This window comes from Aliivibrio wodanis, assembly GCF_052920805.1.
The window spans coordinates 239,645-264,946 of sequence record NZ_JBREXA010000002.1; the positions used below are offsets into that span (position 1 = coordinate 239,645).

Sequence of the window (25,302 nt, forward strand, 5' to 3'; positions counted from 1 at the left end):
ACTATGTTTACCATCATTAATAAGTACTAGATGAACAATCATTGGTCAACTAATACCTTATCTAATTGCATGAGTGTTGCGGAGGATTCTTTGATTTAAGAGTAATTTATTAATTTGTGATTCGTCGACAGGCTTTGAAAAGTAATATCCTTGGTATTTATCACACCCTTCTATTTTCAGTATATTAAGTTGTTCTTTGTCTTCAATGCCTTCAGCGGTGACTGCAATCCCTAAGTTATGACCGAGTTGAATTATGGTTCGAACAATCATGTGATCTTTTTCGTTCGTCGCACAATCATCAATAAATGACTTATCTATTTTAATAATATCAACAGGTAATTGTTTTAGATAACGAAGAGATGAATAGTCAATACCAAAGTCATCAATGGCAATTTGCACTCCTAATTTTCGTAATTGAATGCATTGTTGGATCACTTTTTCTGGCTGTTTCATTAAGGCGGTTTCAGTTATTTCAAGTTGCAGGTATTTGGCTTCTAGTCCTGAATCGTCCAAAGCATCACGGACAGAGCCGGTAATATCATCATGGGATAATTGAACCACGGAAACATTAACCGAAATAGAAATAGGGGTTCCGTTATCACACCATGCTTTACCTTGTTTGCACGCCTCATTTAACACCCACCGTCCCATCGGTATAATGTCATGACTTTTTTCTGCAATTGAAATGAATTCAAGAGGGGATATCACACCGAGGTCTGGGTGATGCCAACGAATTAATGCCTCTACTCCTGCTATTGTGTCCGTGGGGATCATTACTTTAGGTTGATAAAGAAGATGAAATTGTTTTTCGTTTAATGCAGTCGATAGTTCTTTCTCAAGCTGATAATGCCTAAAAGTTTCTTGCATTAAATCCTGATTAAACCATCGAGCACAATTTTTACCTTGCTGTTTTGCTTTATATACTGCGATATCACTATTTCGACACCAAAGATCAGTGAGATTTGAGCAATCATCATATAGCGATACGCCAATGCTCGTTGTAAGGTTATAGTGTGATTTTAAGTGTTTATAAGGTGTGCTGGAAAAGTTTAAAATAATTTGAATTAGGCTATCCGCTGCAGTTTTAATATCAGCGTGTTTAATGATTATTGTAAACTCATCTCCGCCAATTCGATAAGCGGTAATGTTCTCTGTTTCGATGGCATTTAGGCGGGCTGAAAAATCAATCAATACCAAATCACCAATGTTATGGCCTAAATTATCGTTAATTTGCTTAAAGCTATCGAGGTCAATTTGAATTAATGCGAATTGCTGTTGGTTCGTTTTCTTTAATTTGATTTGGCTAAGATCAAAATAAAATTTCTTTCGATTATTCAATTGAGTTAGAAAATCCGTTTCACTGTCTTTTTTATAATCAATCATTTTTGTTCTTAGTTTTTTCTGATAGAACGACATAACAGAAGCAAAGCCAGAAATAGCGAGAAGTTCCAGAGCATCTTCAATAAATTCGTCAAATTCTGAAGCGGGTAACTCTATCGTGTAAGAAAGTAGTAATAAAATAGCAGAAGCAATTGGCCATAAAGAACCAGGATATAAAATAATATAAGTTAATGGGATGACGATAAAAGACTCTTCAATGGAGTCCATTTCGAGTGGCTCAATCATATTGCCAATTATAATAATAGAGAAGGAAAGTAGTGCCGAGTAATAAGCTATTTTTTTATTAGGACAAAAGCGAGCTATTAGCATCAATATTGGGTAGCTAAAGTAAGCGTACGTTCCTATATCATGTTCAGAGATAAGAGTATCGCTGACAAGATAGACAGATAAAAGGAAGAATGCAGTGATCCAAAGATTGATATTACGAAGCTTTACCCAAATAGATGTCATGGCTTGTTTGTTTCTATTGTGTTACTTGTCATTAGTGACATGCTACCCTCTCAGTATACGGTATGCAATGGTATAAATTGTGTTTTGCCGCATCACTCGCAAATTTGATTAGATTTAAGAAGCATCTGCAGATAAGTACACTTTAGAATTAACCTAGTAGTTGTTAAAAATATGGATTACCTATTTATAATAATTATGGATGCTATAAAATAGTTTGCAAATAATCACATTAATAATGAAGTTACTTCGCTTATGAAAAAAGTTTTAGTCGTTTCTCACTCTCAAAGTGGGCAGCTTGCAAAATTTGTTGAGCTCGCAACTGCACCTTTACGTCAAAGTGATGAAGTAAAGGTTGATTATCATTGTGTTGAACCTGTCAATAAATACCCTTATCCATGGTCGTTTTACCCGTTCTTTGATGCTTTTCCTGAAGCGATTTATATGAATGGCTGTGAAGTGAAGCCTGCAGAAAATTTAGAAGAAGAGTATGACCTAGTTATTATCGGTTATACGGTGTGGTTTTTATCCCCTTCAATTCCAATGACAGGGTTTCTTAAAACAGCGCAAGCAAAGCGTCTAATCAAAGATAAACCTGTTATTACTCTTATTGCCTGTCGTGATATGTGGGTAATGGCACAAGAGAAGATGAAAGCAGTCATTACAGAATTAGGCGGTACATTGATTGATAATGCGGTATTAACTGATCAAGGTGGTTCTGTTTATGCCTTTATTACTACTCCTCGTTGGTTATTAACGGGTAAAAAAGATCCATTTTGGATTTTCCCAGCTGCTGGGGTATCTGAAAAAGATCTACAAGAAAGTGAGCGCTTTGGTCATCGCCTTGTTAGTGCATTAGAAAACGATTTAGAAAAGAAAAAAGAACCATTACTTAAAAAACTGAATGCCGTGACAGTAAATGGAAAACTGATTGGTTCTGAAAAAATTGCCACACGTTCGTTTATGGTGTGGGGTAAGTTAATTCAAAAGTCGGGTAAGCCGGGTTCTTTTCCTCGTAAAATAGTGATTACTATATACGCAGTATTTTTGGCGCTAATGGTATTAACTTTGGTACCGATAAACTTATTAGTGAAGAAACTTATTTCACCTTTTAGAAAGAAAGCAGTAGAAGAAAGTATTACCTATTACGAAAAACCGTCAGGACGTTAGAATGAATAAAAAAGTATATATCAATGACATTCAGGCTTTTTTGCCGAATGATGCCGTTGGTAATAAAGAAATCGAAAACGTTCTTGGACAAGTTGGTTCGCGTCCCTCTCGTGCAAAAAACCTCATTTTGCGATCCAACAAAATTAAGCAGCGCTATTATGCAATTAATCCTGCAACAGGTGAAACGACACACACGAATACTGAACTTACAGCAGAAGCAATTAGAAAATTATCGTCACCTTCCTTTGATATTAATACTACCGAATTGTTAGCTTGTGGTACGACGATTGCGGATCAAATTTTACCAAATCATGCCCTAATGGTACATGGTGAGCTTGGCATCCCTAGCTGTGAAGTGATTGCGACATCAGGCATCTGTTTGTCAGGCACTATGTCATTAAAATATGGTTATATGTCGATTTTGAGTGGTCAAAGCAGTAATGCGGTAGTGACAGGATCTGAAAATGCATCAGCGATGATGAGAGCCAATAAGTTTGAAGCTGAAATTGAAAATGTGGTGGATGAATTAGAGCGTCAGCCAGAAATTGCCTTTGAAAAAGACTTTTTACGTTGGATGTTAAGCGATGGCGCAGGGGCTGCACTATTAACCTCTCAACCTAATCCCGATTCAATCTCTCTTGAAATTGAATGGATGATGCAAAAATCATACGCTAACGAGCTTGATGCTTGTATGTATGCAGGTGCTGAAAAACAAGCAGATGGCAGCTTAAAAGGCTGGCGTGAATATGGATCTCAAGAGTGGTTAGATCAATCAATCTTTTCAGTTAAGCAAGATGTAAAACAACTGAACGATAATATTGTTGAATACACTGTGACTAAGCCATTAAAAGAGCTAGTCGAGCAGGGTAAAGTGAAGGCCGATGAAATAACGTATTTTGTGCCTCATTACTCATCAGGTTATTTCCGAGATCGCCTATACCAAGGCATGCTAGAAGCAGGGTGTGATATTCCACAAGATCGCTGGTTTACTAACTTGCCAAGCAAAGGTAATACAGGTTCAGCATCTATCTATATCATGCTAGAAGAGCTATTTCATTCAGGTGACTTAAAAGTAGGTGATACATTATTGTGTTATGTGCCTGAAAGTGGTCGATTCTCTACCGCCTTTATGCAATTGAAGGTGGTCTAATGGAAGCGAAAAAAGTACCACAAGATAATATTTCTACTTATGCCAATAACGCAAAAGCCGTGTATGCCACCGATGAAAATGGTGAATATTCAGTGGTCGCGTCTACCGGTTGGGAAGTAGAAGAAGAAGTCACAAAACAAGCCTTAAATGAGTTTGAACGCCAAGCCCTTGAAGCGTATGAGTTGGCAAGAAAAGGGGAAAAGTCCTCTTTGTATTATCATATGTTTGCTCAACGTATGGATTTAATGGTGTTAGCGCAATCTGTAGGTTGGTTTCAATGGCGAGTCAAACGTCATTTTTCACCATCGGTGTTTGCTAAATTATCACCCGCTAAGCTTTCGGCCTACAGTGATGCATTAGGTGTTTCAGTTAAGCAATTAACTAAATTACCTAACCTTTCGAATAAAAATAAATAAAGCGTGTTTATGACCACTATCTTGAAAAAACAGAATACTCAGTTTCAACATAAACACTATGCACACTGCGAGAGTGGTGTCATGTCTTCGATGCTTACTCATCATGGCTTGCCATTATCTGAGCCAATGGTGTTTGGTTTATCAAGCGCTTTAGTGTTTGCTTATCTCCCATTTGTAAAACTCAGTGGTATGCCATTGATTGCCTATCGTTCGATGCCAAAATCCATTATGAAAGGATTACAAAAAAGCATCGGTTTGAAGATGAAATTAGAGAAATTTTCAAAACCAGAGCAAGGTACGAAGCGATTAGATGAATTACTTGAACAGGGTAAGATCGTAGGTGCACAAACGTCTGTATTCTGGTTGCCGTATTTTCCAGAAGAGATGCGTTTTCATTTTAATGCTCATAACCTTATTGTTGTTGATAAAAAAGATAAAACATATCAAATCAGTGATCCTGTCTTTGAACATTTGGTTGAAGCCGAAGAGAAGGCGCTACAAAAAGCCCGTTTTGTTAAAGGTGTAATGGCACCAAAAGGGTCTTTATATTATCCAACGCATATTCCAAGTTCGATTGATTATCCTAGCGTGATTGAGAAAAGCATTAAGAAAACAGCTAAAACGATGCTTAAAACCCCAGTCCCGATTGCTGGCTTAAAAGGGATGCATTTTCTAGCAAAACATATTCGCCAATTAGAAAATAAAGATGAGCATTATGCCAAGCTATTTTTAGGTCATATCATTCGTATGCAAGAAGAGATTGGTACAGGTGGTGCAGGTTTTCGTTATATCTACGCCTCTTTTTTACAAGAAGCGTCAGAATTAATCAAAAACGAAAAGCTAAAAGCCGCTTCTATTGAGATGACGGCTATTGGTGATGAATGGCGTGAATTTGCATTATTAATAGCAAAAGCGATCCGCCCTCGAAATAAAAAAGCCATTGAATTTAATGTTATTGCCGAAAAATTAGAATCAGTTGCCGAGCAAGAAAAGCAGTTGTACTTATCATTAATGCGAGCGTTTTAATGATCAAAATTAGTGGGTTAAATAAATCCTATGGTAACAAGAAAGCGTTAGATAACTTAACGCTCTCCATTCCCTCAAATAGTATTTATGGTTTGCTCGGTCCTAATGGGGCAGGAAAAACCACGCTGATCTCCATTTTAAATGGCTTAGTGTCGTTTGATTCTGGAGAGGTTTCTTTTTTTGATTTACCGTTAAAAAAGAATCTAAATACTATTCGTCAGCGCTGTTCTTTAATCCCTCAAAGCTTGGCCTTTTATGAAAATTTAAGTGTAAAAGAGAACTTAAACTTCTTTGCTGGTGTGCAAAAAATAAAAGGCAAAACCTTAAAAGGTAATTTAGCGTATGCGGTAGAAACTAATCGCCTTGCAGCCATGATGGATCAAAAATCATCAACCCTATCTGGCGGTCAAAAACGTCGTTTAAATATCGCGATTGGTTTGTTGAATAACCCTGATGTTCTGTTTTTTGATGAGCCGACAGTGGGGATTGATCCTGAATCTCGTAATGAAATTTTAGATACAATTAAGGCCTATAAGTCAGATAATAAAACCGTGATTTATACATCTCACTATATGCCAGAGATAGAAAAAATCTGTGATGACGTGGCAATCATGAATGAGGGTCAAATCGTTAAGCAAGGCTCTATATCCTCATTGATTAATAATCAAGAGAGTCAGCAAGTGATTGTAGAGCTTTATGCTCACTCATCAGTACAGCTACCTCTTTCTATCATGAATATGGAGGCTGTGAGTGCAGTTGATGCGACAACCTTATTGTTAGAGCATTCAAGCAGTGAATTGGTTGCTCAAGTGATCAGTGAATTAGAACAACAGCACATCAAAGTGAAACAAATCCGCTATGGTGCAACCACACTTGAATCTCTGTTTATCAACCTAACATCAAAAGGAAGAACCGATGTTTAAAGCCATGTTGATAAAAGAATTCTTATTGGTAGGCCGAGATAAACACGCGTTAGCTGCGTTGTTTATTATGCCTGCGGTGTTTATCTTGATCATGTCATTGGCCCTTAAAGATGTGATGAATGAAGATAAATCATTAATGACTTATGCGGTGATTGATAACGATCAAAGCAGCAGCAGTGAATCGTTAATAAATAAGCTCTCTTCACTGCCGACATTAACACTGCATGAATTAACGTCTGATGAGTATCGTTCACCTGAAGAAGAGGGGGTGCAGTTTATTATTGATATTCCTGAAGGGTTTTATCAAAACGAATTGCCACTACAGATCAGCGTTGCAGCAGATACTTCTCCCTCTTTACTTACCATTTTCAAGAACCAAATAGCGCTGAGTTGGATGGGAAACAAACTTGATGAAGTGAATTCAGCCAACCAAGACAGTTTTGATTTTTTAGATGATGACAGTACTGATAATTCTTTTAATGAAGCGTCATTAATGGAAGTCCAATATGCCAAGTTATCCCAAGATGAAAAACCGACCTCGACTCAACAAAGTGTGCCTTCATGGATCGTGTTTGGCCTGTTCTTTGTCATTATCCCCATGTCGACCATTTTCATTAGTGAACGAAAACAAAATACATTAATGCGTTTAAGCACCATGAATCTTAGTTTAGCTGCGTTGTTTGGTGGGAAAATATTACCGTATATGCTGATAAATCAAGTGCAAGTATGGTTAATGATTGGTGTTGGTATGTATATCGTTCCTCTATTTGGCGCTGCGCCATTAACGATTGGCGGTTCGGTTTTTGGTTTGGTATTAGTCTCATTATCACTCAGTTTGTCGGCAATTGGCTTATCTATTTTGATTGCAACCGTGGTCGATAGCATTGAACAAGCAACGACGATTGGCGGCATTATTAATATTTTATTAGGGGCGATTGGTGGTGTCATGGTACCTAAGTTTGTGATGCCAGAAGCGATGCAAACCTTCTCTAATATTTCTCCGATGTCTTGGGGATTAGAAGGCTTTTTAGATATTTTCTTACGTCGAGGAAGCGTGATGGATGTGCTTAATGAAGCCATGGCATTAACGTTATTTGGTGTGGTTTCATTATTGATTGCCAGTATTGTATTTACTTATAAACAAAGGAAAAGTTCATGAAAGGGTCGTTAGATACAGAATTCAAAATCAAACTTAAAAATATGATCCTTGAAGAGTGTGACAGAGAAGAAATCGCAGCAGATGAATTGGCAGATGACGTAGAGCTATTTTCTGATGAGAGTGGTTTAGAGTTAGATTCAGTAGATGGATTGCAAATTTCGATGTTATTGCAGCGTCATTTTAATTTACGTTTGGTGGACCCAAAAGAGTTTCGCCGTATTGTCACGACGATTAACCACCTTGCTGATCACCTACAACCAGAATAATAGTGATGATTACGATACTTGGTGGCGAAGTGTTAAGTGCACTTGGCAATAAAGCACAACAATTGGATTTAATGAAAGCGGGCGAATACCTGACTGTTGATAAATCAGTAAATGTATTTGAGCAGATCAAAACGTTGCCTTATTACGCGATTCAGAATAATGGTGATTTTGAAGAACTGTTTGATCCTATCCCCTATTTGAACAAATTGATCAGCACCTTGTTTGAACTGCACAATATATCAGAGCAAGATCGCCAACGTTGTGGTCTGTTTTTAGGGGGTGCCGCCAATGACCTATCTCTAATGCACCCACTTGGTATCAGTATTAAAGAAAATCATTCTCCTCAGTTTTCAGGTGGCAGAGTCGGAAACGGTGTATATGCAGATAGATTAACGGCTGAGTTTGATTTAAATCCATTTAGTTTAACTTACAACACCGCTTGTACGTCGAGTTCTAATGCTATTTTAGATGCCGCAACGATGCTGGAAGCGGGTGTTATTGATTATGCACTGGTCATTGGTATGGAAATGTTCGCCTCTCACTCTTTTGAGGGGTTTGTATCAATGCAATTATTGGCTCAACAACAGACCAAGCCTTTTGATGCTAACAGAGATGGATTGCTATTGGGAGAATCCTTAGGTGCATTATTAATGAGTCGTGATGATGTCAAATTGTCACCTTGGCAGTTTTGTGGTGGCAGTAGCCAATGTGAAACACACAGTGTGACAGGCGTAAATCCTGATGGTTCTGGTATAGCTCAAGTGATTAAGAATGCACTGCAAGCCAGTAACGTGGATGAAGAGGATATCACTGCTGTAAAGGCACACGGAACAGCAAGTAATCTAAGTGATTTAGCTGAGATTAATGGTATGAAACAGGTGTTCTCTCAAACCCCCTCCTTTTTTTCATTAAAGCCGTATATTGGGCACACGTTAGGTAGCTGTGGCGTGAGTGAGTTGGTGATCATGATGCAGGCTATTAATGATGGATTCATACCTAAAACGCCAAACTTTGAAATGCAAGACGATGAGATTAACTGGACTCCAACACAAGAAAGTATTCCGTGTGACTCTGGGGTATTTTTACTGAACTGCTTTGGTTTTGGTGGTAACAATAATGCACTTGTTGTGAAGAAGGACATTGTATGATGTATGTGCATTGCGTTTCTAGTGTGAATATTAAACAAGACCAAGATATTGATGTAAAAGCAGAATGTAAAAAAGTAGCCCCCAGTTTTATTCGTCGAACAGGTCGTTTTATTCAACTCGGTTTATTAGGTGTCTCTGGTATTAAAGAACAGCAAGAAGTAGATAAAGATACCGCGCTGTTTATGGTCTCTGGTCAGGGAAACTTATCTGTATTTAATCGATTGTGTCAGCAGCGTTATGTGGAAGAAGTCCCGCCTAAACCAGTCGATTTTATTAATTCATTAAGTAATACTTCTGGATTTTATATTGCAAAATTTTTAGGTCTTGAGAGCAAAAACCTAAACCTAGCGCAGCAAGGATTTGTGGTTGAAAATGCGTTGCTACTCGCTGATGCGAGCCTAAAAAGCCAACAAGAAAAGAGTATATTGTTGGGAGGGGTAGATGAGCGAGTAGAGCAATCCAATGATCCCCATGGTTATTTAGATCTTTCAGAAGATACGGAGATAGGCGAGGGATCAAATTGGATGTTGTTGAGTGCGAGTAAGAATGGCGCTAAAGCAAAAATTGATGTATTACCTCAACAGTTTGACCAACAATCGTTACTGGCATATGTGACTTCCTTATTAACGACTCAAGCCTTCTTTGCAACACATGTCGCATTTGGTCAACGAGTTTCAAATGATCTAATAACTTGTGTTACGGACGTTGTGCCTAGTGAGATATTTGACTGCCAACCTGTTTGTGATTTCTACGAAACCAATCAATTTTATGCTTTGAATCTATTTATAGAAGAGCAACAAGGTAGCTTACTGTTCATTGATGGCTTTGAGGGGCGATATAGAGTAATAACCCTAACCTTAGAGCTATAAATCAATAAGTTAGTATGGCTTTATTTTATCTTGTTAGCTCAACGACAGGAAATGAGGTGATGTATATTCATTGCTGTCTTGAAGTGATATAGTCATCGCAATGTATATTTTTTATGAAAGTTGAATGGATGTCTGATTCTTTATTATTCCACAGAGCTTATGAACATGAATCAAGCTCTAAGTGGGTTGTTTTTGTTCATGGTGCGGGTGGAAGTTCGACAACATGGTTTAAGCAAGTAGCTGCTTTTAGGAAGAATTTTAATGTTCTGCTAATTGATCTACGTGGTCATGGACGTTCGAATAATTTCTCGAAAATTAAAGAATTCATGAACAAGCAATACTCTTTTAAAGTGGTAAGCCAAGATATTATTGATGTGCTTGATCATCTTAATATTAAATCTGCGCATTTTGTTGGGATGTCTTTAGGCACCATCATTATTCGTAATTTAGCCGAGTTAGCACAAGATAGAGTAAGTTCTATGGTGTTGGCGGGGGCAATTACTCGTTTTAATTTTCGATCTCAATTTTTAATTAAGATGGGAGATATGACGAAAAATATCATGCCTTATATGTGGCTATATAAACTTTTCTCTTATGTGGTTATGCCACAGAAAAGCCAAAAAGAATCACGTCATATTTTTACTCGTGAAGCAAAAAAACTGTGCCAGAAAGAATTCAAACGTTGGTTTAAATTAGCCGCTGATGTGAACCCACTGATGCGCTATTTTAAAGATAAAGAGTTAGCTATTCCCACACTGTATGTGATGGGAGCCAATGATTATTTATTTATGAAACCAGTCGAAGAAATGGTCGCAGTGCATAAATACAGTCAGTTATTACAGATCCCAGAATGTGGTCATGTATGTAATATAGATAGACCAAAAGAATTCAATAAACACGCGATAGAGTTTATTGCTGCTCAATAGAAAAAACATAAGAATTGAATGGAAAACGGCGATCATCATGATCGCCGTTTTTATATCCGTTAACTCATGTTCTGAATTAAAGAATGACGGTTTTGTTACCATATACAAATACGTGATCATTTAAGACTTTAGTTAACGCCTTACTTAATACTGATTTCTCCACATCACGGCCGGCCATCGCCATGTCTTCAGCACTGAAGTTATGATCAACAGGAATAACATCTTGCTTAATGATTGGGCCTTCATCTAAATCATTAGTTACAAAATGGGCTGTTGCCCCAATAATTTTCACGCCACGATCGTAAGCTTGTTGGTAAGGTTTTGCACCAATAAAAGCCGGTAAGAAGCTGTGATGAATGTTGATGATTTTTTTAGGAAACTGGGCAACAAAGTTAGCGGTTAATACGCGCATGTACTTTGCTAATACAACATATTCAGGTTGGTATGAGTTAATCACATCCAGCATTTTTTCTTCGTGCTCTTCACGTGATAAGCCTTGATAACAAACATGATGGAATGGAATGTCGAATTTTTCGATTAATCCACCCAAGGTATCGTGGTTACCTATTACTGCGGCAATCTCAATATTCATTGCACCTGAATAGGCTTTGATTAAAATGTCGCCAATACAGTGTGCCTCTTTAGTTACTAGAATAACCACTTTTTTGCATGGTTCAGTGACTAATTTACGGTGACTGCCTGCTGGTAAAGCTTGATCAATGTCTAGTAAGAAGGTTTCATCATTGAAAATACCTTCTAGCTCCGTTCTCATAAAGAATTGACCAGTGACATTATCAACATACTCATTATTGTGAACTATGTTCAATTGATGCTTGTAACAAATGTTGGTTATTTTCGCAATTAGCCCACGAGAATCAGGGCAATCCGTTAATAATATTTTCTTTTCCATTTTATCTCTCGTGATCACAAAGTATTTGATTAAAATTTGTTATACCTATGGTTGTACCTATAAAAGAATGGCTCGTAAAGCAGTTTTATTAAAATAGAATTAAAATAATAGAACATTGCAGAGGTATAACTTTCTTTTGTTCTCTACATTTTAAGGATAAAAATTATGGATAACACATTAGCTAGTAAGCTTTATAAAGAACGTGTCGCTTCAATTATGAGAATGCCTCTAGATGACTTAGACGACAGTAAGCTATGTAATTTATTTGAAAACCATACATCTCCATGTGATGCCGCAAAAGAGCTGAGTTCTCCGATCCAGAGTGCATGGTTGAACCGATATATAAATAAGTAATACCTAAACTTAATATTTGGTTTTTTCTAAAATCTTGGCATAATCTCACCTTATTTTTATCACTAGAATGCAGGTTGACATGATTGCCAAGATTTTTTCTTCTTCAGGCGCGTTAGGTAAAGCTATTCCTGGTTTCCAACCTCGTCAACCTCAGCTTGATATGGCTCATGCCGTTTATGACACAATTAAGAATGGCACCCAGTTAGTTGTAGAGGCTGGGACAGGGACAGGAAAAACCTTTGCATACCTTGCTCCAGCATTAGTTAGTGGTAAAAAAACCATTATTAGCACTGGGTCTAAAAACCTACAAGAACAACTTTTTCATCGTGATCTTCCCCTCATGACTTCGTCATTGGGCTTTTATGGCCAAGTTGCGTTATTAAAAGGGCGTTCAAATTATTTATGTCCTGAGCGGCTAAATCAACAATTGGTAGAAAGCCATACACCGCAAGCTGATCCTGAATTATTAACTCAATTAGTTAAAGTAAGATCTTGGTCATCTGAAACCAAAACGGGTGATCTAGGTGATTGCACTGCAATTGCAGAAGACAGCCCAATTATTCCTTCAATAACCTCTACCAACGACAATTGTTTAGGTAAAGATTGCCCAAGTTTTGATGAGTGTTTTGTAGTGAAGGCACGTAAGAAAGCGATGGATGCAGATGTCGTGGTGGTAAATCACCATCTGTTTCTTGCTGATTTAGCCATTAAAGAAACGGGCTTTGGTGAGTTAATACCTGAGGCTGATATTTTCATTTTTGATGAGGCGCATCAGCTTCCAGATATCGCGAGTCAATATTTTGGTCAAAATCTATCTAGTCGCCAGTTAACTGAATTAGCAAAAGATATTGAGATCGGTTATCGCACCGAAGCAAAAGACATGCGTCAGCTACAAAAAGTCGCAGAGCGATTAGCAGGTTCTGCAATGGATTTACGTATTATCCTAGGTGATACCAACTTCCGTGGTAACTGGCGAGAAGCGATTAAATCACAAGCGGTTCAACGTGAAATTGTCCGAATTAATGATGCGTTTGAACTAGCTCATGATGTATTAAAGCTAGCACTAGGACGTAGTCAATTATTGGATGCGGCTTTTGATCGTTGTGCTTTATTGAAGAACCGTCTTGAGCGTGTTTGCGATACCACTATTGGTGGTTATTCTTATTGGTATGAATGCACGCCACGTCATTTTAGTTTGAATATTACGCCATTATCTGTGGCTGATAAATTTAAAGAGCAAGTGGCAGATAAAGAAGGCGCTTGGATTTTTACGTCTGCAACGTTAGCGGTAAATGATGATTTCTCTCATTTTACCCAACGCTTAGGGTTAGAGCCGACAAAACAATTTTCTTTACCAAGTCCGTTTGATTATCAAACTCAAGCATTACTGTGTGTTCCTCGCTTTTTGCCTGAGCCAAATAGTTATGGCATTGCAGATAAGTTAGTTGAGTTGCTACAACCGGTAATCAAACAAAATAATGGCCGTTGCTTCTTTTTGTGTACTTCACATCAAATGATGCGAGATTTAGCGGAACAATTTAGACAGACTCTCGACTTACCTGTGCTAGTTCAAGGTGAAACGACAAAGCAAAAACTATTGTCTGAATTTATGGAACTTGGGAATGCATTATTGGTTGCTACAGGGGCTTTTTGGGAAGGTATCGATGTTAGAGGTGACGCGCTAAGCTGTGTTATCATAGACAAACTTCCTTTTACAGCACCTGATGATCCATTGCTAAAAGCTCGAATTGAAGATTGTCAATTGAGTGGTGGTGATGCATTCTCGCAAGTACAAATCCCAGATGCGGTGATCACCTTAAAACAAGGTGTGGGTCGTCTTATTCGAGACACTAAAGATAAAGGGGTATTGGTTATTTGTGATAATCGTTTGGTTACTCGGCCTTATGGTTCTACATTTTTGCAAAGTTTACCACCGATACCACGCACACGAGATTTACGTAATGTGTCTGATTTTTTAGCGAAAGCCAATCAGACCAATGAAAATGAATCAGAAAAACAAGAAGCTATTTTAGAAAATTGAGGCATTAATGAGCGCAAATATTTTAGCGGTAGATACCGCCACTGAAAACTGTTCTGTCACACTGATTTTTGACGGAAAAGTCTATTCTCGACGTGCAGTGGCACCGCGTGAGCACACGATTAAAGTACTTCCATTTGTCGATGAAGTATTAAAAGAAGCGGGTGTGCGATTACAAGATTTAGACGCCTTAGCATTTGGTCAAGGCCCTGGCAGTTTCACTGGTGTTCGTATCGGTATCGGTATTGCTCAAGGTTTAGCATTTGGAGCCGATTTACCTATGATAGGTATTTCAACATTAGAAGCAATGGCGCAAGCGGGTTACCGAGTTCATGGTGCTACGCAAGTGGTTGCAGCTATTGATGCTCGTATGGGTGAGGTCTACTTTGGTATGTATCAACGTAATGATGATGCAACATGGACTTATAACGTTGCAGAGTCAGTATTTAAACCAGAAGCACTGCTAACGTATTTACCAGAGCAATCAGGTGAGTGGTTAACTGTAGGCACCGGTTGGGATGCGTATACGGAAGCTTTAGTTGAATTACCATTAGAACGCAAAGCCTCTGAGGTTCTTTATCCTGATGCTGAAGACATAGCGTTTTTAGCGCAACAAAAATTTGAGCAAGGGTTGGCGTTGCCAGCAGAAGAATCTGCACCTGTTTATGTCCGTGATACGGTTACTTGGAAAAAGCTACCAGGTCGCGAATAACTTTTAAATCAACGGAGTGATGAGCTCCGTTTATTAATTAATAAAGAAAGGTCACTATGGTATCGATTCATGGATTACCGCCTGCATTAGTACAACATCAAAAAGTACAAAAGCAGCAAACCGTTGGAAAGAATAATCAGGTTAAGAAAGCTAATGGCAGTAAAGCTATGGTTGCTCAGCCGTCCAAAGTGGCTACAGCAGTTACTAATCAAGTAAAGCAACTTAATGCCTCTGAATATGCCAATTCTCGATTGCAATATGATTTACCGGAAGGGGGAAATCGTAAGGCGATGGAAGAGTACATGGACATTATGTTGCAAAAGCGCAGAGAGGAACTTGCACAGCTCGTTGGTGTCGATCTGTATATCTAAAATTAAATTAAGGATATTTATGAAATCTTCATTATTGTTTCTTTGTGTTTTATTTCTTGCTGGCTGCAGCCTCCCTTCCTAAAGAATTAGCTTCGTCTCAGGCGACTACGTTAATTGAATATGATGCTTTCGTTAATGCGGCTCAAAATGATAACAATGCCGAAGTTCGTTTAGGTGGTGTGATTGCCCGTATTGATAACCTAAAAGACACGACCCGTATTGAAATTGTTAACCTTCCTATCTCTTCAGCAGGTAAACCGGATCTCTCCCAAGAGCCAAATGGACGTTTTGTTGTCTATCTTAATGGCTTTATCGATCCTGTCACTTACTCTGTCGGTCGATTAGTCACGGTTTTAGGCCAGTCAGCCGGAATAGAAGAGTCAAATGTTGGAGAGTTTTTGTATCCTTTCCCTGTGATAAAAGCCTCAGCGTTGCACTTATGGCAAATTCAAGAGTACGTAATCAGTAATGACATAAACATGAGCTATATGCCGTGTACTGGTAGCCGATGTATTCATCAGCGTAGTATTGAAAGCCGACGTGGGAAAGTCGTACAGGAAGTAAAATAAAACAGTATGAGTCCATTTCAAGAATCAAGCATTGAACTTCATCATGGCACCTTAGCGGTGATGGAAATTAAACCAAAAGAGATCCATCAAACGGTATTATTTTTACATGGCTGGCAAGATAATGCGGCCACGTTTAAAACCACGATGGAAGCTTACACAAAGCATCATCCATGTCATCATTTAATCGCGATAGATTGGTTTGGTCACGGGCTATCAAGCCATAAAGGAGATGATAATTTTTATCACTTCTTTGACTATATTGACGATCTTCACCAGATAATACTTCAGACAAAATTAGAAAATGTAGTGTTAATTGGGCATTCATTAGGCGCTTTAATTGCGAGTGCTTATTGTGCTGTTTTTCCTGAAAAAGTGTCTGCACTTATGATGATTGAAGCATTAGGCCCATTAAGTGAAGAAGAGGATAAGATCACTGAACGGTTACGCCAAGGGATCTTAAGTCGCCAACGGTATCGTAATAAACCTCAACGAAGATTAAAAGATAAGCAAGCAGCAGTCGAACTGAGATCGAAAGTTAACCAGTTGCCTGAGTTATTGATAGAACCAATGGTAACACGTTCATTAATAGCGTCATCTGAGCAAGTTCAATGGACAACCGATGCAAAAGTGAAGTGTGATTCACTCTATCGAATGAGTGAAGTTCATGCTCTATCATTACTTTCAAAGATAGAGTGTCCGGTTGTTGCTGTCATTGGCAATGAAGGTTATGGGCATCTAAAGCAGAAAACCCATCGATATCATCATATTTCAAATTTTGAATCTTTTAAAATAGAAGGTGGTCACCATTGTCACTTAGAACATCCAGAGCAAGTAAGTGATTATATTAGTGTTCTGGTTAACAAAATAGCCACATAACTGCTTCACATATTTAAAAAAAAGCCATTTTTATGGTCAAATAAGCCCCGAATAAGTAATTGATAATAAAAATAGTTGACTATACTTGTAGAGTAAATAGTCTACTCATCAAAAGTGATATTGATCACTGTTATTGAGTTATTGTCAAAAGAGCAATGAATCGTATATAGAATAGGAGAAAAGCGTGGATAAAGTTTGGCTTTCACGTTACCCAGAAGACGTACCAGCAGAAATTAACCCAGACCAATACAGTTCATTGGTTGATATGTTTGAGCAATCGGTTCATAAATATGCCGATCAGCCTGCATTTATCAATATGGGTTCAGTAATGACATTTCGTAAGTTAGAAGAGCGCAGTCGTGCTTTTGCTGCTTACTTACAAAATGAACTTAAACTGAAAAAAGGCGACCGAGTTGCCTTAATGATGCCGAACTTATTGCAATACCCTATTGCGCTGTTTGGTGTACTACGTGCAGGTATGGTAGCGGTAAACGTTAATCCACTTTACACACCACGTGAATTAGAGCATCAGTTGAATGATTCTGGTGCGGCGGCAATCGTGATTGTTTCAAACTTTGCTAGTACGCTAGAAGAAGTAGTAGATAACACGCCAGTAAAGCATGTGATCTTGACGAATTTAGGTGAGCAACTCCCTCGTGCTAAAGGCACTATTGTGAACTTCGTTGTTAAGTACGTGAAAAAAATGGTACCCAAATACAGCTTACCGCATGCTACATCAATGCGTAATGCACTACGTAAAGGCCGTAGAATGCAGTACATCAAGCCATTTATTGATAGTGAAGACTTAGCTTTCCTACAATATACAGGTGGTACTACTGGCGTAGCAAAAGGCGCAATGCTGACTCATCGGAATATGATAGCGAATGTAATGCAGGCTAAGGGAGCTTATGGTCCTGTTCTGACAGAAGGTCGCGAGCTTATTGTTACCGCATTACCGCTATATCATGTGTTTGCATTAACCGTAAACTGCTTACTATTTGTTGAAATGGGTGGCCGTAATTTACTTATTACTAATCCTCGTGATATACCTGGTTTTATTAAAGAACTACAGAAATATCCATTTACGTCAATTACTGGAGTGAACACACTCTTTAATGCATTAGTGAATAATGAAGATTTCCATGAGTTGGATTTCAGTAATCTTCGTTTATCTGTGGGTGGTGGTATGGCTGTGCAGCGTGCTGTTGCTGAAAAATGGCAGCAACACACTGGCTGTTATTTACTGGAAGGCTATGGTTTGACTGAATGTTCGCCATTAGTTGCTGCATATCCTCATAACTTAACCTCATACAATGGGTCTATTGGCTTACCTGTTCCATCAACTGAAGTTCGAATGGTTGATGAAGAGGGCAATGTCGTTGCCAATGATCAAATCGGTGAGCTTCAAGTTCGTGGCCCTCAAGTGATGAAAGGCTATTGGAACCGTGCTGAAGCAACGAAAGATATGATCACTGATGATGGCTGGGTAAGCACAGGTGACATCGTTAAATTTGATGAAGAAGGCTTCCTGCACATTGTTGATCGTAAAAAAGACATGATTTTAGTCTCTGGCTTTAATGTGTATCCAAATGAGATTGAAGATGTTGTTGCTCTACACGGTAAAGTGCTAGAAGTTGCAGCGGTAGGTAAACCGCACCCAACATCAGGTGAAGTGGTTCGTATTTGTGTTGTTAAGCGCGATCCTAGCCTTACTAAAGATGAACTTATTGCTCACTGCCGTAAACATTTAACTGGTTATAAAATTCCTCGTATTGTTGAGTTTAGAGATGATCTTCCAAAAACAAACGTAGGTAAAATTTTGCGTCGTGAGCTGCGAGATGAATATAAAGCAGAAGAAAACGCATAATTTAGTTACTATATAGAAACATGATAATGCCAGCCTATAATCGCTGGCATTATTTTTATAATAAATATAAATAATAGAGACAAGATAGCTTAGTTTTTTAGAGGTTAAGCTATCTTGCCTTATTAATTCTTAAGGAAGAACCGTGGAATTTGAAATCGTTACGCACAGTCAACGTTTAGCTGAGATCTGTCAACAAGCAAGTCATAAACCATTTTTAATGTTAGATACTGAGTTTGTACGAACAAGAACGCTATATGCGCGTTTAGGCTTAATTCAAATGTTTGATGGAGAAACGTTAGCACTGGTTGATCCGGTTGAAATTGATGATTTAACACCGCTTTGGGATTTATTAAAAAATGAATCAGTCACTAAGGTGCTTCATGCCTGTGGTGAAGATTTAGAAGTATTCCAACACTACGCAGGTTGTATGCCTACACCTATGATAGACACTCAAATTATGGCTGCATTTTTAGGTTACGGTTTATCTACAGGCTTTGCGAAGTTGGTGTCGGATTATTTAGGTGTAGACCTAGATAAAGGGGAATCTCGAACGGATTGGATGGCTCGACCTTTATCTGATAAGCAGTTGGACTATGCTGCTGCCGATGTACACTATTTATTGCCACTATTTGAAAAATTACAAGCAGAATTAGCTCAAACTCAGTGGGCTGACGCTGCGTATCAGGAGTCTGCACTTGCGGTCAAAAAACGTGAGAAGCAACCTGATGCAGAGAAAGCATACCGAGACATCAAAAATGCATGGCAATTAAACCCTAAGCAACTAGCTATATTGAAAATGGCTGCAAAATGGCGTTTAGAAGAAGCTAGAAAGCGCGATTTAGCAGTTAACTTTGTAGTCCATGAATTAAGTTTGTGGAAGTTAGCGCGTTTTGGCTTACGCAGCAAAGAGCAAATGCTAAAAGAGGGCTTTGATCCAAGAGAAGTTCAACGTCATGGTAGCAAACTATTACGCTTTACTTATTTAGCTGATGATTTAGACCCAGCTGAATACCCAAAAGAGATCTCTCGATTAATGGATTACCCAGGTTATAAGCAGATTTTTAAGCTATTGAAAGATGAAGTGAAATTAGCCTCAGAGCAATCAGGCTTAATGCCAGAGTTTATTGCTTCTAAAAAACAGTTGAACCAATTATTGTCTTGGAAATGGAAGAAGAACTGCGATCCAGAGCAAAAACCTGATGTATTACAAGGCTGGCGAGGTGAACTAGTTGAAACTCGTTTTATGTCGGTGATTTCTGAGAGCTAGAGATATAAAAAAGGTGGCTATCGTAGCCACCTTTTTATTTTTGAATAACATAACGAAATTAAACATCATCTTCTGGAAGAGTAACATTTAACTCTAAAACTGATAAATCTTCTTCTTTTTGTTCCAAAGAAACCGTTACCATCTCTGGACTAACATTAACGTATTTGCTGATCACTTTAAGGATGTCTTCTTTCAGTTGTGGCAAATAGGAAGGCGCAGGCCCACCATTACGACGTTCGGCAACAATGATTTGTAACCTTTCTTTTGCAATATTAGCTGTGCTCTTTTTCTGTGGTCTAAAAAACTCAAGTAATGCCATTGTTAACCTCCAAATAGTCTTTTAAAGATGCCTTTCTTCTCTTCTTCTAAAAAGCGGAATGAGACCTCTTGGCCTAAAAGGCGATTAACTGCATCTTGATATGCAGATCCAGCATTTGATTCTTCATCAAAAATAACAGGGATACCTTTGTTTGAAGCGTTTAGTACTGATTGACTTTCAGGAATAACACCTAATAAAGGAATATTTAAAATTTCTTCAACATCACCAACGCTTAACATTTCACCTTGATTAACACGAGCAGGGCAGTAGCGTGTAAGTAGTAAATGTTGTTGCACAGGTTCTAATGACTCTTCAGCACGACGAGATTTAGAATCTAAAATCCCAAGAATACGGTCAGAATCTCGAACTGAAGAGACTTCAGGGTTGGTTGTAATAATTGCTTCATCGGCAAAGTATAGAGCCATTAAAGCTCCAGCTTCAATACCTGCTGGAGAATCGCAGATAATAAAGTCAAAATTCATAGCAATAAGTTCATCAAAAACTCGGCGAACACCATCTTTAGTTAGGGCGTCTTTATCACGAGTCTGAGAAGCAGGTAAAATGAATAAATTACCTACACGCTTATCTTTAATTAATGCTTGATTAAGTGTAGCTTCACCATTAATAACATTAACAAAATCATAAACTACACGACGTTCACAGCCCATAATTAAGTCAAGGTTACGCAAACCAATATCAAAATCGATTACTGCTGTTTTCTTACCAGCTAAAGCAAGTCCAGATGCAATAGCAGAACTCGACGTAGTTTTTCCTACACCGCCTTTGCCTGAAGTTACAACGACAATACGTGCCATTTTTATTATTCCTTTTTGTTTTGCTATAACGTTAGGGTATCGATTTGGATACGGTCTTCAATCATGGTAATCATGACATTTTGATGCCAATGTTCTTGTTCAATTTGGTCACTAAGCCAATAGTTTCCCGCAATGGAAATTAGCTCAGCTTGGAGATTTTTACAGAATACTTTCGCTTCTGTTTGACCACTTGCACCAGCAATTGCTCGGCCTCGTAATGTTCCATGAATATGTATACTGCCATCAGCGATAACTTCAGCGCCTGGGCTTACATGATTTAAAATTACAAGATCAGCATCTTTTGCATAGACTTGTTGCCCTGAACGAATTGGTGTCTTAATAACTTTCGTTGGTTGCATGCTGACTTTTTGTGTTACTTGTTGAGGGGTGTAAGAGGTCATCACAGCAAAACCTGCTGCTATTGCTTGAGCTTGTTTCTTCTTGTCTTTGCAGCCTGTAACCCCTACTGGGATCATTCCGGTGTGCTCAACACCAGACTTTAGCTCTGCAAAGTTAATTTCATTAGATACATTTTCAATATTAACGACAACAGGGGCAGAAGCAAAAAAGGAAGGTGCTTGAGCAACCTTTTGTTCTAGCATGCTTAGTGCTTGAATTATATCATTATTAGGTAAATGTAATACTGAAAGGGTGAAATTACTGCCCTTTAAATCGGCTGTTTTTGTCATACCATTCTGTATCTTGATTATTTTAATACCACAATTCTAATACCATGTTATAGTCAGTTTAGCTATACAGCAAGTTATCTTATTGTCTTAAGTGTACTTTTTACGACGGTTCTCATCAAATAGACATCGCTTAGTGTTGTAAGTTGGGACAGAGATCAACTCTTTTAAAAATAGGTTATAAAATGTTTTGTTCTATTTATAAAAGCGCGAAGAAACAAGGCGCTTATCTTTACATTGAAAAAAAAGATGACTTTAGTTCAGTTCCAAAAGATCTAATGACAATGTTTGGTACTCCAACCATGGTTATGGTGGTTAATTTAGCAGGTAGAACCTTAGCTTCTGTTGATGTTGAGAAAGTAAAAACGGCGATAAAAGAGGATGGTTTCTTTTTGCAATTACCGCCACCGCCTGAAAATCAGCTTGAAAAATACAAACAAGAAAAAGCCCAACGAAACGAGAGCTAAATATGAAGAAAGAAATACTGCTAGGGATAGCTGGCTTAATAATGGCAACATCAGTTACAGCAAATACTTCTGAAGGGAAATTTCAAGATTATGTTGTTGAATTAAAAAATGAAGCAAGAGATAAGGGGATTTCGGAACCGATTCTTGAGCGTGCATTTAAAAATATTGTCTTTAAAGCAAAAGCAGTTAAGTCAGATCGTAATCAACCAGAAAAAAGATTAACACTCGACGAGTACATTCCACGAGCTGTACCGAAGTGGAAAATTAAGCAAGCCAACGATTTATATAAAAAACATTATAAAGATCTTGCTCGTATAGGGAAAGAATACGGCGTTCAACCTCGTTTTATTGTTGCCTTATGGGGTGTCGAAAGTAATTTTGGTAAGTTTACTGGTGGTTATAATGTGATTGAAGCGTTAACTACTCTAGCATATGACGGACGCCGAGAAGCATTGTTTAGAAAGCAAACAATGGCGGCATTAACTATTTTACAGCAAGGTCACATTACTCCTGAAAACATGAAAGGTTCATGGGCAGGGGCGATGGGGCAATGTCAGTTTATGCCAACGTCATTTTTAGCTTATGCAGTCGATGGCAATGGTGATGGACGCAAAGATATCTGGACTACTGAGGCCGATGTGTTTGCTTCTGCTGCGAACTATTTAAAACAAGTAGGTTGGGATGATACTTATACATGGGGTCGCCAAATACAGCTACCTACTTCATTAGATGCTGAAAGCTTAAAAGGTTTATCTGATGAAAAAGGTAAATTATTATCTCAATGGCAAGATCTAGGGATTCGACGTTTAAATGGTAAAGCATTACCTTCTGTTGATATAGAAGCTTGGCTAGTTCAGCCAGACGATAAAAATGGTCGTGCATACCTTGTTTACAATAATTACCAAGTATTAATGGATTGGAACCGCTCGCATTACTTTGCGCTAGCGGTGAGCCATTTGGCTGATTCTATTAAGTAACAGAGCAGGGTTCAGATCGCTTCGCTCTAAGGGTTCAGGGGAGTTTGTTGTGAGTTTATCGCTTACAACGAACGCCCTGAAACCTGAAATGGAGGTGGCGAGCGACCTAGTCCCTGCTCTTACTTTATCTTAAATATCCAACGGCTTTCCTTTCAACAATCTTCGCACCCACAATCTTCCTGGATGTAACCCTTCAAGCACTGAGTTTGGTAATGGAATTGGGTCACCCATAATTTGTGATGCTAAGGTTTCAGCCAATAATGGAGCAGAACTTAATCCACGAGATCCCAGCGTTAACATACAGAATAAACCTTCATAAACAGGAATATCTTTCGCTTCACGTAACCAGTGGCGTTTTTTATAGATATATTTGTACTCTTCTTGCATATCTTCAAAGCGAACCACATTACCAAGAAATGGCAGGTGATCACGACTGGCACAGCGAATACCGACACGAGCGTGATTGTCAGACGTATCTGCCTCTTTCACCCAAGCTTCATTAGGTATACATTTCTGTAATCGCTCGCTATTCTCAATCTGATCTGATTCTTTAAACGCTAAATCTAAATCACGACGATCGTAACTTGCACCAATACAATGGCTTTGATTCTTGGTGTTTTCAGGGGTTAAATAGCCGTCATAGCACAGTACTGTTTTCAGCTTTTTCAGTGAGTCAGTTGTAGAAATATGACTCACTTGGCCTCGAACCGGTGTTGCTGGAATATCTTTTGTCTGTTCGAAATCAGTAAATTTATGGCCATTAGCAACCACAACGGCTTGATGTTTATTTATTTTCTCACCAAGAACAACGTTCCATTGCTTATCGTCCGTTTGAGTTAATTGTGTCACTTCAGCGTTATTATGCAGAGTGAATAATGGATTTTCTGATAAATGAACAAAGAGGCCACGAGTTAATTGTTTTGGGCATAACCAACCGCCAAGAGGGTAATGGACGCTCTCCATATTGATTGGTAAGCCAACATGTTGATTGGTTTCCTCTTTATTAAACGCTGTAACTAATTCATTAGGAAAATTAGCAGTTAGCATTTTATTGAGCTTATTTTCCGATTTATCATCCCATTTTAGTTGGGTAACACCGCACCAATCATGATCAAACTTAACATGCTTAGCGGCTTGGTCGATAAATTGACGAGCAAAGATAAAACCAGGAGCAAAGAAGCGAGACAGCGAGTTAAATTTTTCATTTAATAAAGGATATACCGCGCCTTGTTGATTGCCAGAAGCGCCTTGGGCTGCTTTATCGTCTTTACAATAAACGGTTACATTCACACCACGACGAAGCAGCGTTGTCGCTAATGCTGCACTGGCAACTCCGCCGCCAATAATGGCCACATCAGCGATGTTATTTGGTGTCGAGCGGGCATACCAAACCGCATGATTCGCCTTGGTTTTACGTTCTGTTAATGTGCCAGCTATCATTTCACGCTTATGAGCAAAGCCTTTGACTTTTTTCATATCAAAGCCTGCTTCAATCAAGCCTCGACGAACAAAACCAGCTGCTGTAAAAGTGGCGCAAGTACAGCCTTCTTTAGCAAGGCTTGCCATGTTATTAAATAGATTTTGATTCCACATTTCAGGGTTCTTACTCGGGGCGAAACCGTCTAAGAACCAAGCATCGATGACACCTGAATCATCCATCCAAATTTGTGGCATACAGTCTTTGATATCACCAAACCAGAGATCAAGTGTGATCATGCCATCTTCTAGTACTAAGCGATGACAGTCAGGCACAGCTGCAGGGTAATGTTCTTGCAGTTGCTCAGCGAGCTCAGCTAATTCAGGCCACGCTTGGTGTGCCTTAATTAAATCGGCTTTAGTCACTGGGAATTTTTCAAAACTGACAAAGTGAAGTTCTTTAAGTGCTGCGTCTGGGTTTTGCTCTCTAAAGGTTTTAAACCATTGCCACACAGCAAGGAAGTTTAATCCTGTGCCAAATCCAGTTTCACCAATGACAAAGCGACGTTGGTCATATTCTTGCCATCTTTGAGGTAGATGATTTTGCTGTAAAAAGACATATCGTGTTTCTTCTAACCCGTTATCGTTAGAAAAATAGACATCATCAAAATCATTTGAGATAGGGGTTCCAGACTCATTCCAATCAAGGATTGCATTAGTGATGCTGTTTTGTGGTAAAATGTGATTTCGTGACATA

26 protein-coding genes are annotated in these 25,302 nt (G+C 38.5%); 20 read left to right on the forward strand and 6 right to left on the reverse strand.

Annotation, left to right across the window (positions count from 1 at the left end; genetic code table 11):
• Window positions 1-57: 57 nt before the first annotated feature.
• A complete protein-coding gene (locus ACU5DF_RS09030) occupies window positions 58-1,851 on the reverse strand; it encodes a putative bifunctional diguanylate cyclase/phosphodiesterase (RefSeq protein WP_446712617.1) in 1,794 nt (597 codons plus the stop codon).
• A 252-nt stretch (window positions 1,852-2,103) separates the two neighbouring features.
• On the opposite strand from ACU5DF_RS09030, the gene ACU5DF_RS09035 reads away from it, so the two are divergent.
• The 10 genes from ACU5DF_RS09035 to ACU5DF_RS09080 all read left to right on the forward strand — a co-directional run bounded on the left by ACU5DF_RS09035 (window position 2,104) and on the right by ACU5DF_RS09080 (window position 10,901).
• Window positions 2,104-3,018 (forward strand): dialkylrecorsinol condensing enzyme, encoded by a 915-nt coding sequence (locus ACU5DF_RS09035; RefSeq protein ID WP_446712618.1) that lies wholly within the window; start codon window positions 2,104-2,106, stop codon window positions 3,016-3,018.
• A gap of 1 nt (window position 3,019) precedes the next feature.
• Window positions 3,020-4,168: a beta-ketoacyl-ACP synthase III gene (locus ACU5DF_RS09040; protein ID WP_446712619.1), complete on the forward strand. Its 1,149-nt coding sequence runs from the start codon at window positions 3,020-3,022 to the stop codon at window positions 4,166-4,168.
• Window positions 4,168-4,584, forward strand: coding sequence for a DarG family dialkylresorcinol biosynthesis protein (locus ACU5DF_RS09045; protein ID WP_446712620.1), 417 nt, complete (start codon window positions 4,168-4,170; stop codon window positions 4,582-4,584). Before ACU5DF_RS09040 ends, ACU5DF_RS09045 begins: the two co-directional genes overlap by 1 nt.
• Window positions 4,585-4,593: 9 nt before the next feature.
• Window positions 4,594-5,610 carry a BtrH-related acyltransferase DarH gene (gene darH / locus ACU5DF_RS09050; protein WP_446712621.1) on the forward strand — a complete coding sequence of 339 codons (1,017 nt, stop codon included), beginning with the start codon at window positions 4,594-4,596 and terminating at the stop codon, window positions 5,608-5,610.
• Complete coding sequence (locus ACU5DF_RS09055; protein ID WP_446712622.1) at window positions 5,610-6,533, forward strand: ABC transporter ATP-binding protein; 924 nt, start codon at window positions 5,610-5,612, stop codon at window positions 6,531-6,533. Before darH ends, ACU5DF_RS09055 begins: the two co-directional genes overlap by 1 nt.
• Window positions 6,526-7,692 (forward strand): ABC transporter permease, encoded by a 1,167-nt coding sequence (locus ACU5DF_RS09060; RefSeq protein WP_446712623.1) that lies wholly within the window; start codon window positions 6,526-6,528, stop codon window positions 7,690-7,692. Before ACU5DF_RS09055 ends, ACU5DF_RS09060 begins: the two co-directional genes overlap by 8 nt.
• A complete protein-coding gene (locus ACU5DF_RS09065; protein ID WP_045102501.1) occupies window positions 7,689-7,958 on the forward strand; it encodes an acyl carrier protein in 270 nt (89 codons plus the stop codon). The genes ACU5DF_RS09060 and ACU5DF_RS09065 overlap by 4 nt, the downstream gene beginning before the upstream one ends.
• A 5-nt stretch (window positions 7,959-7,963) precedes the next feature.
• Window positions 7,964-9,106: a beta-ketoacyl synthase N-terminal-like domain-containing protein gene (locus ACU5DF_RS09070; protein ID WP_446712624.1), complete on the forward strand. Its 1,143-nt coding sequence runs from the start codon at window positions 7,964-7,966 to the stop codon at window positions 9,104-9,106.
• Window positions 9,103-9,975 (forward strand): hypothetical protein, encoded by an 873-nt coding sequence (locus tag ACU5DF_RS09075; protein ID WP_446712625.1) that lies wholly within the window; start codon window positions 9,103-9,105, stop codon window positions 9,973-9,975. Before ACU5DF_RS09070 ends, ACU5DF_RS09075 begins: the two co-directional genes overlap by 4 nt.
• Before the next feature lie 128 nt (window positions 9,976-10,103).
• On the forward strand, window positions 10,104-10,901 hold the full coding sequence (locus ACU5DF_RS09080) for an alpha/beta fold hydrolase (RefSeq protein WP_446714214.1): 798 nt from the start codon (window positions 10,104-10,106) through the stop codon (window positions 10,899-10,901).
• A gap of 76 nt (window positions 10,902-10,977) precedes the next feature.
• On the opposite strand, the gene purU is transcribed toward ACU5DF_RS09080, so the two are convergent.
• Window positions 10,978-11,811, reverse strand: coding sequence for a formyltetrahydrofolate deformylase (purU, locus tag ACU5DF_RS09085; RefSeq protein ID WP_446712626.1), 834 nt, complete (start codon window positions 11,809-11,811; stop codon window positions 10,978-10,980).
• A gap of 165 nt (window positions 11,812-11,976) precedes the next feature.
• Here purU and ACU5DF_RS09090 point away from each other — a divergent pair, with 165 nt between their 5' ends.
• The 8 genes from ACU5DF_RS09090 (at window position 11,977) to rnd (ending at window position 19,865) form a co-directional block, all read left to right on the forward strand.
• On the forward strand, window positions 11,977-12,165 hold the full coding sequence (locus ACU5DF_RS09090; protein ID WP_045102497.1) for a hypothetical protein: 189 nt from the start codon (window positions 11,977-11,979) through the stop codon (window positions 12,163-12,165).
• A 79-nt stretch (window positions 12,166-12,244) separates the two neighbouring features.
• Window positions 12,245-14,206, forward strand: coding sequence for a DNA repair helicase YoaA (gene yoaA / locus ACU5DF_RS09095; protein WP_446712627.1), 1,962 nt, complete (start codon window positions 12,245-12,247; stop codon window positions 14,204-14,206).
• A gap of 7 nt (window positions 14,207-14,213) precedes the next feature.
• Window positions 14,214-14,915: a tRNA (adenosine(37)-N6)-threonylcarbamoyltransferase complex dimerization subunit type 1 TsaB gene (tsaB, locus tag ACU5DF_RS09100; RefSeq protein WP_446712628.1), complete on the forward strand. Its 702-nt coding sequence runs from the start codon at window positions 14,214-14,216 to the stop codon at window positions 14,913-14,915.
• Window positions 14,916-14,971: 56 nt separating this feature from the next.
• Window positions 14,972-15,286: a chromosome partitioning protein ParA gene (locus ACU5DF_RS09105; RefSeq protein WP_446712629.1), complete on the forward strand. Its 315-nt coding sequence runs from the start codon at window positions 14,972-14,974 to the stop codon at window positions 15,284-15,286.
• Window positions 15,287-15,330: 44 nt separating this feature from the next.
• A complete protein-coding gene (locus ACU5DF_RS09110; RefSeq protein ID WP_446712630.1) occupies window positions 15,331-15,855 on the forward strand; it encodes a Slp family lipoprotein in 525 nt (174 codons plus the stop codon).
• A gap of 6 nt (window positions 15,856-15,861) precedes the next feature.
• Window positions 15,862-16,731 (forward strand): alpha/beta fold hydrolase, encoded by an 870-nt coding sequence (locus ACU5DF_RS09115; protein WP_446712631.1) that lies wholly within the window; start codon window positions 15,862-15,864, stop codon window positions 16,729-16,731.
• Window positions 16,732-16,915: 184 nt separating this feature from the next.
• Complete coding sequence (gene fadD / locus ACU5DF_RS09120) at window positions 16,916-18,598, forward strand: long-chain-fatty-acid--CoA ligase FadD (RefSeq protein WP_045102492.1); 1,683 nt, start codon at window positions 16,916-16,918, stop codon at window positions 18,596-18,598.
• 142 nt (window positions 18,599-18,740) lie between these two features.
• Complete coding sequence (gene rnd / locus ACU5DF_RS09125; protein ID WP_446712632.1) at window positions 18,741-19,865, forward strand: ribonuclease D; 1,125 nt, start codon at window positions 18,741-18,743, stop codon at window positions 19,863-19,865.
• Window positions 19,866-19,923: 58 nt separating this feature from the next.
• Here rnd and minE read toward each other — a convergent pair whose 3' ends face one another.
• Genes minE through minC form a run of 3 tightly spaced genes read right to left on the reverse strand, consistent with a single transcriptional unit; the run spans window position 19,924 to window position 21,688 of the window.
• Window positions 19,924-20,184, reverse strand: coding sequence for a cell division topological specificity factor MinE (gene minE, locus ACU5DF_RS09130; RefSeq protein ID WP_045102490.1), 261 nt, complete (start codon window positions 20,182-20,184; stop codon window positions 19,924-19,926).
• A 2-nt stretch (window positions 20,185-20,186) separates the two neighbouring features.
• Complete coding sequence (gene minD / locus ACU5DF_RS09135) at window positions 20,187-20,999, reverse strand: septum site-determining protein MinD (protein ID WP_446712633.1); 813 nt, start codon at window positions 20,997-20,999, stop codon at window positions 20,187-20,189.
• Between the two features lie 23 nt (window positions 21,000-21,022).
• Window positions 21,023-21,688 carry a septum site-determining protein MinC gene (gene minC / locus ACU5DF_RS09140; RefSeq protein WP_045102488.1) on the reverse strand — a complete coding sequence of 222 codons (666 nt, stop codon included), beginning with the start codon at window positions 21,686-21,688 and terminating at the stop codon, window positions 21,023-21,025.
• 182 nt (window positions 21,689-21,870) lie between these two features.
• Between minC and ACU5DF_RS09145 the strand changes: the two genes are divergently transcribed.
• Both ACU5DF_RS09145 and ACU5DF_RS09150 read left to right on the forward strand, forming a co-directional pair.
• The gene (locus tag ACU5DF_RS09145) at window positions 21,871-22,152 is read left to right on the forward strand and encodes a YcgL domain-containing protein (protein ID WP_045102487.1); all 282 of its coding nucleotides are present in this window, start codon (window positions 21,871-21,873) and stop codon (window positions 22,150-22,152) included.
• 2 nt (window positions 22,153-22,154) lie between these two features.
• On the forward strand, window positions 22,155-23,129 hold the full coding sequence (locus ACU5DF_RS09150) for a lytic murein transglycosylase (protein ID WP_446712634.1): 975 nt from the start codon (window positions 22,155-22,157) through the stop codon (window positions 23,127-23,129).
• Window positions 23,130-23,258: 129 nt separating this feature from the next.
• Here ACU5DF_RS09150 and mnmC read toward each other — a convergent pair whose 3' ends face one another.
• Window positions 23,259-25,301 (reverse strand): bifunctional tRNA (5-methylaminomethyl-2-thiouridine)(34)-methyltransferase MnmC2/FAD-dependent 5-carboxymethylaminomethyl-2-thiouridine(34) oxidoreductase MnmC1, encoded by a 2,043-nt coding sequence (gene mnmC / locus ACU5DF_RS09155; protein ID WP_446712635.1) that lies wholly within the window; start codon window positions 25,299-25,301, stop codon window positions 23,259-23,261.
• Window position 25,302 lies beyond the last annotated feature (1 nt).

Bases quoted from the DNA above. Each gene is read 5' to 3' on its own strand.
- minD (WP_446712633.1), bottom strand. From the start codon at position 20,999: ATGGCACGTATTGTCGTTGTAACTTCAGGCAAAGGCGGTGTAGGAAAA.
- ACU5DF_RS09040 (WP_446712619.1), top strand. From the start codon at position 3,020: ATGAATAAAAAAGTATATATCAATGACATTCAGGCTTTTTTGCCGAAT.
- ACU5DF_RS09145 (WP_045102487.1), top strand. From the start codon at position 21,871: ATGTTTTGTTCTATTTATAAAAGCGCGAAGAAACAAGGCGCTTATCTT.
- minC (WP_045102488.1), bottom strand. From the start codon at position 21,688: ATGACAAAAACAGCCGATTTAAAGGGCAGTAATTTCACCCTTTCAGTA.
- tsaB (WP_446712628.1), top strand. From the start codon at position 14,214: ATGAGCGCAAATATTTTAGCGGTAGATACCGCCACTGAAAACTGTTCT.
- ACU5DF_RS09090 (WP_045102497.1), top strand. From the start codon at position 11,977: ATGGATAACACATTAGCTAGTAAGCTTTATAAAGAACGTGTCGCTTCA.
- mnmC (WP_446712635.1), bottom strand. From the start codon at position 25,301: ATGTCACGAAATCACATTTTACCACAAAACAGCATCACTAATGCAATC.
- ACU5DF_RS09065 (WP_045102501.1), top strand. From the start codon at position 7,689: ATGAAAGGGTCGTTAGATACAGAATTCAAAATCAAACTTAAAAATATG.
- purU (WP_446712626.1), bottom strand. From the start codon at position 11,811: ATGGAAAAGAAAATATTATTAACGGATTGCCCTGATTCTCGTGGGCTA.
- minE (WP_045102490.1), bottom strand. From the start codon at position 20,184: ATGGCATTACTTGAGTTTTTTAGACCACAGAAAAAGAGCACAGCTAAT.
- ACU5DF_RS09105 (WP_446712629.1), top strand. From the start codon at position 14,972: ATGGTATCGATTCATGGATTACCGCCTGCATTAGTACAACATCAAAAA.
- ACU5DF_RS09080 (WP_446714214.1), top strand. From the start codon at position 10,104: ATGTCTGATTCTTTATTATTCCACAGAGCTTATGAACATGAATCAAGC.
- yoaA (WP_446712627.1), top strand. From the start codon at position 12,245: ATGATTGCCAAGATTTTTTCTTCTTCAGGCGCGTTAGGTAAAGCTATT.
- ACU5DF_RS09055 (WP_446712622.1), top strand. From the start codon at position 5,610: ATGATCAAAATTAGTGGGTTAAATAAATCCTATGGTAACAAGAAAGCG.
- ACU5DF_RS09150 (WP_446712634.1), top strand. From the start codon at position 22,155: ATGAAGAAAGAAATACTGCTAGGGATAGCTGGCTTAATAATGGCAACA.
- ACU5DF_RS09060 (WP_446712623.1), top strand. From the start codon at position 6,526: ATGTTTAAAGCCATGTTGATAAAAGAATTCTTATTGGTAGGCCGAGAT.
- ACU5DF_RS09045 (WP_446712620.1), top strand. From the start codon at position 4,168: ATGGAAGCGAAAAAAGTACCACAAGATAATATTTCTACTTATGCCAAT.
- ACU5DF_RS09035 (WP_446712618.1), top strand. From the start codon at position 2,104: ATGAAAAAAGTTTTAGTCGTTTCTCACTCTCAAAGTGGGCAGCTTGCA.
- ACU5DF_RS09075 (WP_446712625.1), top strand. From the start codon at position 9,103: ATGATGTATGTGCATTGCGTTTCTAGTGTGAATATTAAACAAGACCAA.
- ACU5DF_RS09030 (WP_446712617.1), bottom strand. From the start codon at position 1,851: ATGACATCTATTTGGGTAAAGCTTCGTAATATCAATCTTTGGATCACT.
- ACU5DF_RS09070 (WP_446712624.1), top strand. From the start codon at position 7,964: ATGATTACGATACTTGGTGGCGAAGTGTTAAGTGCACTTGGCAATAAA.
- ACU5DF_RS09115 (WP_446712631.1), top strand. From the start codon at position 15,862: ATGAGTCCATTTCAAGAATCAAGCATTGAACTTCATCATGGCACCTTA.
- darH (WP_446712621.1), top strand. From the start codon at position 4,594: ATGACCACTATCTTGAAAAAACAGAATACTCAGTTTCAACATAAACAC.